This window comes from Sphingobacterium sp. NPDC055346 (assembly GCF_053645235.1).
The window spans coordinates 422,640-434,203 of the sequence record NZ_JBSHMI010000001.1 but is presented as its reverse complement, the minus strand read 5'-3'; the positions used below and the strand labels follow the sequence as shown (position 1 = coordinate 434,203).

7 protein-coding genes are annotated in these 11,564 nt (G+C 41.2%); 6 read left to right on the top strand and 1 reads right to left on the bottom strand.

The features are described from left to right. The first annotated feature begins 6 nt into the window (after nt 1-6). From ACWICE_RS01800 to ACWICE_RS01775, 6 genes are all read left to right on the top strand, one after another. Entirely contained in the window at nt 7-885 is an 879-nt protein-coding gene (locus ACWICE_RS01800) for a DMT family transporter (RefSeq protein WP_185211278.1), read from the top strand. Nucleotides 886-1,071: 186 nt separating this feature from the next. Continuing rightward, nucleotides 1,072-4,107, top strand: coding sequence for a SusC/RagA family TonB-linked outer membrane protein (locus ACWICE_RS01795; RefSeq protein WP_313260929.1), 3,036 nt, complete (start codon nt 1,072-1,074; stop codon nt 4,105-4,107). Between the two features lie 11 nt (nt 4,108-4,118). Next, nucleotides 4,119-5,750, top strand: coding sequence for a RagB/SusD family nutrient uptake outer membrane protein (locus ACWICE_RS01790; protein WP_254526517.1), 1,632 nt, complete (start codon nt 4,119-4,121; stop codon nt 5,748-5,750). A 688-nt stretch (nt 5,751-6,438) separates the two neighbouring features. Next, the gene (gene der, locus ACWICE_RS01785; protein ID WP_185211275.1) at nt 6,439-7,740 is read left to right on the top strand and encodes a ribosome biogenesis GTPase Der; all 1,302 of its coding nucleotides are present in this window, start codon (nt 6,439-6,441) and stop codon (nt 7,738-7,740) included. 17 nt (nt 7,741-7,757) lie between these two features. After that, nucleotides 7,758-9,224 carry a cysteine--tRNA ligase gene (gene cysS / locus ACWICE_RS01780; protein ID WP_185215914.1) on the top strand — a complete coding sequence of 489 codons (1,467 nt, stop codon included), beginning with the start codon at nt 7,758-7,760 and terminating at the stop codon, nt 9,222-9,224. A 23-nt stretch (nt 9,225-9,247) separates the two neighbouring features. Beyond that, nucleotides 9,248-10,108: a YybH family protein gene (locus ACWICE_RS01775; RefSeq protein WP_185211273.1), complete on the top strand. Its 861-nt coding sequence runs from the start codon at nt 9,248-9,250 to the stop codon at nt 10,106-10,108. 70 nt (nt 10,109-10,178) lie between these two features. Here the strand turns inward: ACWICE_RS01775 and ACWICE_RS01770 are convergent, their stop codons facing one another. After that, nucleotides 10,179-11,564: a peptidylprolyl isomerase gene (locus tag ACWICE_RS01770; RefSeq protein WP_454297513.1), complete on the bottom strand. Its 1,386-nt coding sequence runs from the start codon at nt 11,562-11,564 to the stop codon at nt 10,179-10,181.

Below are 11,564 nucleotides of genomic sequence, written 5' to 3'. Positions count from 1 at the left end.
CAAACCATGTCACAGTTAACCATTAACCGCAATACACTGATATTGCACTTTACCGTATTAATTTGGGGTTTTACAGGTGTTCTGGGCGAATTGATTACCGTTTCTGCCCTACATCTTGTATGGTACAGGGTGTTGATTGCTGCGGTTTCGTTGGTGCTGTACTATCTTTTTACCAAGAGGTCTCTGTTGGTTCCCAAAGATCAGCTGTTGCAGTATCTGGGTGTGGGAGTCATCGTAGGTTTGCATTGGGTTCTGTTCTTTCATGCCATCAAGGTGTCTACCGTATCGGTTACTTTGGTTACCCTTTCTTCAGTGACCTTGTTTACAGCCATATTAGAGCCCATCATAAACCGGAAACGGATTTCCATTGCTGATGTGATCGTTGGATTGGTGATCATTTTCGGAATCTATCTGATCTTTAAATTTGAGTTCAAATATTTCTGGGGTATCGTTTATGGTTTGTCCTGTGCATTCTGTGCCAGTATATTTTCTATATTGAATGCCAGAATGGTAAAAAAAGGAAGTCCGACGACGATTACCTTATATGAGATGGTCGGTGCCTGGATTGGCGTTTCTTTGGTCATGTTGTTTACAGGGGATTTCGATGAACAGATGATTCTCAGTCAATCTGATCTATTGTATCTTTTGCTATTGGGAGTGGTTTGTACTGCAATCGCTTATGTGTTGGGGGTTGCGGTAATGCGTGAACTATCTGCCTTTACGGTTGCCCTGACGACAAACATGGAACCTGTTTATGGGATTATTTTAGCATTACTGATATTTGGACAGAAAGAAGCGATGAGTACAGGCTTCTATTTTGGTGCTGTTATTGTCTTGGCGGCTGTATTTGTATATCCTTATCTGAAGACAAAAATCAAGATTTAACCTTCCGTTGATTAAAGCTTTACAATAAAGTTACACTTGGTTGTTTGTGCAAACGTTTGCTTATTTTATGCAAACGTTTTCGTTGTGAAATATTCATTTAATCTTTTCTATAAACTTTTACCTTCCTGCGTCTAAGTTGTGATAGGGCCTACGGCTTATTACTAAATTTTATTTAATAGATTAATTATGATAAAGAGATTTTCAAGTCCATTTTTTCCATTGAAAAGATCTCAATTAGTTACAGGAGCCATTATTTTAGGGTTGAGTCTATCAGGTGGATATTCTGTTGCCAATGATCTTAGTAAGGATAAAAAGGAAATCCATGCTTTTCAACAGGAGGTAAAGGGAAAGGTGACTTCAGGAGGTGTCGTCCTGCCAGGGGTGACAGTAACCGTGAAGGAAGATCCTAGTAAATCGACTTCTACCAATGCAGAAGGGGAATTCAGTATCGGCGCTGAAACAGGTCAGACTTTGCTGTTTTCTGCCTTAGGCCATGAGAAAAAGGAAGTGGCCGTAACAGGTGCTACCCTAAATGTGGAGCTGAGTTCGAGTGAAGAGAATATTGATGAAGTGGTGGTGACAGGTTATTCTACGCAGAAAAAGGGAGAAATCAGTGCGTCCATCGTTTCCTTAGATCAAAAGAAACTGAAAGACAGCAAGTCTCCGAATGTTTCTAACCTCTTGCAGGGAAAAGTTGCAGGTGTGGATGTGGTTGGAACAGGTAGACCTGGGCAACAAGCAAATGTTAAGATCAGGGGTAGAAGCTCCCTTTCTTCGGGAACAAATCCTTTATGGGTAGTGGATGGTGTTATCACACACGGTGTTGCCAATATTAACCCAAATGATATCGAGACTATTTCGGTATTGAAAGATGCCGCAGCTACCACGCAATATGGTTCCCGAGGTACCAACGGGGTAATCGTCGTGACCACCAAAAGAGCCTTGCGGGAAGGTGAAGGGACTTTCTCGGTAAACCTTTCTTCTGGTGTCAGCAAATTCAACTTCGGGCAGTTTAAGTTGATGAACTCTCAAGAGCTTTGGGATTACTATCAAACTTTTCCTAATCAAAAAGATATTGATCCGAATGTAACCCAGGATGTCCTGAACAACGATTATAATTGGATCAAAAACGGTACTCAAACCGCACCAGTGAACGACTTCTCGGCAAACTACATGGGTAAAACAGAAAAGACCTCCGTTTTTGCAAGTGCCAATTACTACGGTGAAAAGGGATCTTTGAAAGGTTATGATTTTGAAAGGATGACCGGACGTTTCAATGTGGAACATAAATTGACCGATCGCTTGACATTCAAGCCTAAGTTGAACGCGGCTTACACCACCTATCTGGACAAACAACATTCACTATATAATATGATGTTCTATTTGCCATGGGACAACCCAAATAATGCAGATGGAACAATCAAGAATCCGCAAGATGCCGATGCCAATGTGCTTTGGTTAGGTCGTGACCATACCAACTATTTGTATGACCTACAATATAATTACGGTAAGGGGCAGACTTTTGATATGCAGGGTAACTTTGATTTCTCGTATAGGATTTCAGATCGATTCACTTTCGAATCCATGAACAACCTGACCTACTATAACCAGACAACCATGAGTTATGCTGATCCGAATTCGAATGCTGGTCGAAATGATAAAGGAACCATCTACCAATTTTCTGATAAGCGCATCACCAGGTTCTTTAACCAGATGTTGAAATATAATGAAACGTTCGGCAAACATACGGTCTCAGGTTTTGCAGCCTATGAATACTCTGATTATGTGTATTCAAGTCTGAATGCTAAGGGAAAGGGGATTGCTCCAGGATCACAGATCCTAGGGAATGCAGCTAGCGTTCTTGATTTTGGCGGAACCAAAAATGATTATTCTTTCCAGTCTGGAATCTTGCAGGGTACTTATGGTTATGATAACCGTTATAACCTGATGGCTTCCTTCCGTGTGGATGGATCTTCAAGATTTGGCCAGAACCAACAGTATGGTGCTTTCTATTCCGTAAGTGGTGCCTGGAATATCAATAATGAAGCTTTCTTTAATGTTCCTTCCATCAACCTGTTACGTCTGAAAGCGTCCTATGGTGGAGTTGGAAACGTGCCGATCGATTATTATTCTTCATTCGCAACCTATGGCCTAAATGCCCAATACAATGGCGAGCCGGCAGCGATTCAGAAGAACTTCCAGAATGCAAATGTGAGTTGGGAAAAATCGTACGATGCCAATTTAGGCTTGGAACTGGGCATGTTCAATAGACTGAACCTGTCAGTAGATTTATACAATAAAAACACCAGCGGATTGCTTTATTATGTGGAGTTCCCTTCAACTGCTGGATGGGATGGGTATTGGTTGAACATCGGTGGATTGAGGAACCGTGGGGTGGAAGTTGCCCTGAGTGGTTCGGTCTTCAGTCCGGAAAACCCATTCCAATGGGATTTAGGTGTCAATGTCGCTCATAACAACAACAAAATTACCTCCTTGAAAGACGGTCAGGATATTCCTAAAGGCAATATGCGATTCTCTGAAGGTCATGATGTTGACTCTTGGTACATGCGTAAGTGGGCCGGAGTTGATCCTGAGAATGGTGATCCACTTTGGGAAACCATTGACGAGAATACTGGAGAGGTTTCAACCACCTCTAACTATAACGATGCTGCATTGCAGTTTGTTGGAGCAGCAACACCTAAGTTCCAGGGTGGTTTCAACTCGGCAATGAACTATAAAGGTTTCAACCTCAATGCCAGCTTTGCTTATCAAAACGGAGGTGTAACCTATAATGCTGCCAGAGAGTTATTCGATTCAGATGGTGCCTATGCGTCATACAATCAAATGATCCTGATGGATGGCTGGTCAAGATGGTCCGCTGAAAATCCGAATGCTACACATCCAAGAGCGGAGTACAATAATACCAGTCTTTCCAACAAAACCTCTTCTAGGTATTTGGAAAGCACGAATTTCTTGCGATTGAGAAACGTGACATTAGGCTATACCTTCTCGGAAAGCCTGGTTAGCAAATTGAAATTAAAAGGATTGAACGTTTATTTATCTGGTGATAACCTTTGGACTTCAACCAAGTTCTCAGGTCTAGATCCAGAAGCTGCGATCTTAGGAAATGATAATTCAGCAGATAAGGCTGGAGGTGGTGATGCTACCTCGCAATATCCTGCACCAAAACGCTTGATTTTCGGGCTTAACCTAACATTTTAAAAGAAAGAAAGATGAAGAAATTATTCATATTAAGTGGGGTCGTTGGTCTGTTGATGACATCTTGTTCTTTGGATAAGGAGCCTTATGATGCGATGACCAATGAATCGATCGAAAACACTGAAGGTGCTATCCAAGCTTTACATTTGGGGAATTACCACACCTTGAAAGGTTGGGTTGAAAATTGGCACCGTGTTACAGAATATCCTGGAGACAATGTCTCTTTAAGTGGAACAACTACCGATAACCTGTTTTATAACTACAACTACAAAAGAGTTGTCAATAATGCAAGGGTCAATAGCTATTGGGAAAACTCCTACCGTGTAATTGCGGGAACCAATTTATTGCTTCAGAAATTGAAAGAAGGTGAAAGTGATGAGGTCGATCAGATGATCGCCGAGAATCTTTACTTGAGAAGCTTGATGTATTTCTATTTGGCAAATGTGTTTGGCAAGCCTTATACCCAAGATCCACAATCTTTGGCAGTGCCGATTAAATTATCCGATGATCCATTCGAGATCCTGCCACGTAATACCGTTAAGGAGGTCTACGATCAACTGGAGAAGGACCTCTTGAAAGCAGAAGGTATGTTCAAATCCTATAAAAGCAATGTATATGGAAATGTTTATGCAGCACAGGCATTGTTGGCGAGGGTTTACCTGTTCAAAGGCGATAATCAAAAAGCCGTTCAATATGCGAACAAGGTTATTGAATCCGGTAAGTTTTCGCTTTTGGCGGGGGCTGATTACAATAAACTAACCGTTTCCACTCCGGAAGAGAACAGGGAAAACATCTTTGCCATCAAATTCGTAAAGGATATTGATTACCCAGATGATGGATGGAGTACGATTGGATCCATGTATGCCAATATCCAAGGATCAGGTTGGGGGGAGATGTATGCGTCCAGGACCTATTTGGAGGAAGTCAGGAAATATCCCGAAGATGTCCGCTATAAAATGATCCAGCCTGTTGTTGAAAAAGCAAATGAATTGCATGCTTATTACGTCACTGATGACTTCAAATATGCAAGCGTGCAAGTTACCCAGGCTGGAACGGATTATTCTTATACGGAAGCTGGAGCTAAAAAGAACCTGATCAAAGAATCTAACGGAGCCGGAGCTTTCCAATACTATATTCAAATTGCAGGTAAGAAAAGAACAGTTTTGATTGACAAGAAATTGGCAAACCGTAACGGTTATCTGAAATACTATGTGATGAAATGTTCCGGTCAGGAAGGCCAAGCGCATTTATGGTCGCCGATTATTTCCAGATTAGCTGAAGTTTATCTGATCCGTGCGGAAGCCAGTGCGAAATTAGGCGATGTAACTTCAGCATTGAAAGATGTAAACCTAATCAGGCAAAGAGCCGGAATTCCAACAGCAGGACTTTGGACAGCTTCCAACTTAAATGGGAAGACAGCTCTGGATGTCGTATTGGAAGAAAGAAAATTGGAGCTTGCTTGGGAAGGACATAGAAAGTTCGATGTGTTCAGGAATGGTAAACTCATGGATAGAAAATATCCAGGAACCCATACTTCAGGAACAACTCCAATCTTGACCATCGACGCGAAGAGCAATCAAGCAATAGAATTTATTCCAGAGCAGCAGATCGTACTTTCCAACGGTGTCCTGAAACAGAATCCTTAAAACATATTATTAATATCAAAAGAGCAGCTATACCAGACTGCTCTTTTGATTTACATCATCAAATCATTAAAGTTTTGGGACTTTATTTGTCATATTAAAAAAAAACTTTAGAGAATTATGATATTTGCAGGGGGTAGATCTACGTAGTGTTAATTTGCTTTCTGTGATGTGTTTCTTTCTTGAGAAGAATAGTGTAACAATTCGTTTGCATTTATGAGTTATTAAGATTTCGATTATGTTAAAAAACTCTATTATTCAACTGATTAAAGAAGTTTATCTAATAAATCAGGTTAAAATTTCCTCTTGGAATTATTTAAGTTTTAGGAATAAATTTTCTATCTTTCAGCATAATTTGACGAAGTCAGATGTCTTTGTAGAGATAATCATCTAAGTAAAATTACTTAGTGGAAATTCTATAGAGATTCTTAATAACATTTCTAACTGTTAATTTTCAAAACTATTTTTAGGCCATCCCCTTCAGGGACGGCCTATTTTTTTTCAAAAAAAACAGGCCAAAGTACAATAAAAGATTCCTCCCGAGAGGAGATTAAAAAATAGCGAAGTCCATTATTTGTCCATAAAGCTGTCATTTTCTGATTTCTCACGCAAGATGTGCGATTTATCCGTAACTTTGTACCTTTACAAGATACCTGAAAACGTTGCCGTGAGGTAACGAATAGAAAGAAATATGGCAAATATCGTAGCAATTGTAGGGAGACCCAATGTTGGTAAATCGACCTTATATAACCGTTTGACAGAGAGTAGAAAAGCTATCGTAGATGACTACAGCGGGGTTACCCGTGACAGACATTATGGACAAGCGGAATGGATCGGAAAGAAATTCACAGTGATCGACACAGGTGGTTTTGTTCATGGTTCAGATGATGTTTTTGAAGCAGCCATTCGAGAGCAAGTTTTGATTGCCATCGATGAGGCATCCGTTATTTTATTTGTAGTGGATGTCACTACTGGAGTAACCGATTTAGATGATGAGATCGCAAATATGTTGCGTCGAAGCAAAAAACCGGTATATGTCGTTGCCAATAAGGTGGATAGCGCCAAACAGACCCATGATTCAGCAGAGTTTTATTCCTTTGGATTAGGTGAGATCTTTAATATCTCATCCATGACTGGTTCAGGTACTGGTGAACTCCTTGACGAAGTGGTTTCTAATTTTGAAAACGAAGAGGAAGATGATACCGAATTGCCTAAGTTTACTATCGTTGGACGTCCTAACGTTGGTAAATCCTCTTTGACGAATGCATTGTTAGGTAAAGAAAGAAATATCGTAACCCCAATTGCAGGGACTACCCGAGATTCCATCCGTATCCATTACAATCAATTTGGACATGAGTTCCTGATGGTGGATACTGCTGGATTGAGAAGAAAATCCAAAGTGAATGAGGATATCGAATTCTATTCGGTCATGCGTACCATTAAAGCATTGGAGGATTCCGATGTGGTGATCTTAATGATTGATGCCAAAGACGGTATCGAAGCGCAGGATATCAATATCTTCCACTTGGCAGAGAAAAACAAAAAGGGTATCGTGATTTTGGTAAACAAATGGGATACCATTGAAAAAGACCATAAAACAGCCAAAGAATTTGAGCAAGCTATCAAAAACAAGATCGCTCCATTCACGGATGTTCCAATCCTGTTTACTTCCGTAACGGAGAAACAACGTATCTTCAAGACCGTAGAAACGGCTATGGAGGTTTATAACAATAAAACCAAAAAGATCCCTACTTCTAAATTGAATGATGTGATGTTGGAGATTATCGAAAGGTATCCACCCCCAGCAACCAAGGGTAAATTCATTAAGATTAAGTACGTAACGCAATTACCAGGAAGATCGCCAATGTTTGCTTTCTTCTGTAATCTGCCTCAATACATCAAAGACCCGTACAAGCGTTTTATCGAAAACAAACTGCGCGAGAACTTTGACTTTTCAGGAGTGCCAATCCAGATATTCTTTAGACAAAAATAATTAGTTTCAACCGTCGTATGGAGCATAATTTAGTATTATACAATACCCTTACCCGTAAGAAAGAAAAGTTTGTACCCATCCATCCTAACCTTGTGGGGATGTATGTTTGTGGACCCACTGTGTACAGTGATGTGCATCTTGGGAACTGTAGGACTTTTGTTTCCTTTGATTTGATTTTCCGCTACCTGTTGCACCTTGGATATAAAGTACGTTATGTGCGTAATATCACAGATGCTGGGCACTTAGAGGGAGACAATGACGAGGGGGATGATAAATTTGCGAAAAAAGCGAAGCTTGAACAGTTGGAGCCCATGGAGATTGTTCAGAAATATACCATTGGATTCCATGATGTACTGCGTCTATTCAATACCATTCCACCGAGCATTGAACCAACTGCCACCGGTCACATCTCTGAGCAGATTGAAATGGTACAGGAAATCATCAAGAATGGTTTTGCCTATGAAGTAAATGGTACGGTCTATTTCGACGTAGAGAAATACGTCAAAGAATATAACTACACCATCTTGACCAATAGAAATCTAGAAGATCTATTGAACAATACCCGCGAGTTGGGTGGACAGGATGAGAAACGCGGTAGACTTGATTTCGCCTTATGGATCAAGGCTAAACCAGAGCATATCATGCGTTGGCCTTCTCCTTGGGGAGTAGGGTTCCCCGGATGGCATATCGAATGTTCAGCAATGAGCAGGAAATATCTGGGCGATCAATTCGATATCCACGGCGGTGGAATGGACTTGGCAGCTACCCACCACACCAATGAGATCGCACAATCTGAAGCATGTAACCATACCACACCGGCAAAATATTGGATGCATACCAATATGTTGACCGTGAATGGGACAAGGATGTCCAAATCCGCAGGAAATGGTTTCCTTCCGGGAGAACTGTTTACAGGTAACCATCCGCTTTTGAATAGGGGTTATTCACCTATGGCCGTACGCTTCTTTATGTTGCAGGCCCATTACAGAAGTACATTGGATTTCTCCAATGATGCTTTGGATGCTGCAGATAAAGGCTATAAACGTCTGATGGCAGCTATCGGCTTATTAGAAAAAGTTGTACCGTCCAAATCTTCCAATTTCGGCGACTTGGATGAAATCAAGAAACGCAGCTATGCTGCCATGGATGACGATTTCAACAGCCCAGTTTTAATAGCTGAGTTATTTGAGGCCGTGCGTATCATCAACTCCATCTATGATGGGAAATTGACGATTACCGAAGCAGACCTCAACGAGCTGAAGAAATATATGCAAGAGTTTGTATTCGACATTCTAGGGCTAAAAGATGATCAGATCGGCGAAGGTGACAATATGGATGACCTGATGCAAATCATCATCAATATGCGTAATGAAGCCAAGAAAAACAAGGATTTCGTGACCTCCGATCGTATCCGCGAACAATTGAATTCCGTAGGTATCCAACTTAAAGATAGTAAGGATGGAACACTTTGGAATAAGATTTGATTAGTAAGGTAAAATTTACAGTAATGATTAATAAAAAAGGCTTAACTCTATTAGCCGCAACGCTAATTTCTTTTTCGAGTTTTGCCCAACTACCTGAGAAGGTAGGGGGGCTTCTTTCGGTTGATAGAACAGCAGCGAATCTTTCAAAAACAGAAAGTCCCTATGCTGGACTTAAATATATCATTGACAAGGAATCTACTTTCCTTGTGCCTTCACCAGTCAATGCAGCCAACTATTTAGATAATAGGCCCAATCTTCCAGATCGTCTTTCCTGGAACCCCAACTTTGTTCTTGTATCAAGGAGTCTGGACTGGGGAGTAACCTCAGGACCTACCGAATTCCAGAAGATGGGTTCTATCAAACGTTTTGGACAGTACCTTACGGTTTGGCATCGTGACAGAAAGGGAAACTGGAGAGCGCACCTTCGCGCCGAAGTAGAAAACTACGGCAAGAAGAAAGCCAGTCCTTTGGAATATTACGAACCCGATGATAAAGCATACCTAAAACATCGCTCTGTAAAGCGCTTAGAGCAGCGTGAGGAAGTCGTTCTGCAAACAGATGAACTCTTCTCTACAATTCTAAAAGCGGATACTAAAACAGGCTATAAAGAGTTTTTGGCAGATGATGCCCGGTTCTACTTCCCTTGGCAGAACGAAATCGAAGGTAGGGACAATGTATTGGCCTTCCTGAAGAAAGAAAGAATCGAGATCGATACTGATCCTACCGAGGTAGGCCGTGCCTATAGCGGTGAATATGCCTATACTTCCGGAACAGCTACCGTAGGCCTTAAGGACAAGGTGGTAAAATTCAGTTATATCCGTATCTGGCAACTAACTGGCGAGTTCCAATGGAAAGTGATCTTAGAAATGATGTTCGAAAGATAACAGGACAAAATAATATAAAAGAAAAACCCCGATCAATCGATCGGGGTTTTCTTTTATCATTTAATTTTTCTTAATCTTCTTTCGATGAGGCCAGGTTCTCACTCGCTGGCGTAATCCACATCTGCAGTTCATCACAAGTTGCAAATTCATTGTTGATGTGAACAAAGGTGTTCTTTGTTTTCTTCTCAAACCATTCACTTAAGCTTCTGCGGGTTTTATCCTCCTGAGCAGCTTCTTGGATCTTTGCAAAATCTTGCTCTAAGCTTGCTTTGTGTGGCGGAATCCTTGTTTTCAAGTAAGTGAACTTATAGCCAGACTTACCTGTTCTAGGATCTTGGAATGGGTATGGTCTAGACAATTGGCCTTCTTTCAAGGTGTCGATTGCCATGAACACTTCTTTTTCCAACATATCCACTGGGATCAAGGTAGAACGGGATGCTGATTGTTGGTTAACCACCATACCGCCATTGAATTTGGTCTCTTTATTATCTGAATATCTTGTTGCTGCGGTACTGAATGGTAATTTACCAGAATGTACGTTATCATAGATCGAATCAATTTTATCTTTGATCCTGTCCATACTAGCAGTAGTTGGTTTGGTAGTCACAAGGATGTGCCTAGCATTTACCTCTTCACCACGGCGCTCCAATACCTGTAAGAAGTGGAATCCATATTCCGTTTCAAATACGGGAGAAATCTCGCCCTCTTTCAATCTAAAGGCCATAGCCGAAAACTCTTTCACGTAGTTTTCACGTGGTGCGAAACCCAATTCACCCCCTTGCACTGCCGATCCTGGATCTTCCGAATAGAAACGGGCAACCGTTCCGAAGTCAGTCCCGTCCATGATTTGCTTACGATATCCTTCAGCTTTCTCTCTAAATACGTTTTTCTCTTCTTTGGTCAACTCCGGATAGATCACCACTTCACCGATCTCCACTTCCGTGTTGAAAGCCGGTAAGCTATCTTGGTTCAACCCTTCAAAATATTTCTTTACCTCCTGAGGAGTAACTGTAACCTTGCTAATGATGGTGTTCTGGAACTTTTCAGCTTTGATCTGCTCCGAAAGGACAGGTCTCATCTCTTCTTTGTACTGCAACAACGAACGCTTTAAAAAGGCTTCTAATCTTTCTTTACCACCTGCTCTACGTGTCATTTCACGCATACGTGCATTCAATTGGTCGTCAACTTCAGATTCAGAAACTTCCACAGAGTCCAATACGGCCTGTTGTGAAAGCAATTTGGTCATGATCAATTGTTGAAGAGCGGTACACTTGAAGTCTTCACTTGGCGTTCCGCCATTGGCTAGGTACTGCGAATATTGCATGTCAACATCTGATTGCAAAATAATTCCGGAACCCACAGTCGCCACCACGCGGTCAATCAGTTTTTCTTGGGCATTAGCCTGAAATGTACAAGCTAATAAAAGTAATATAAGGAAACTTGAAAAGTTTTTCAT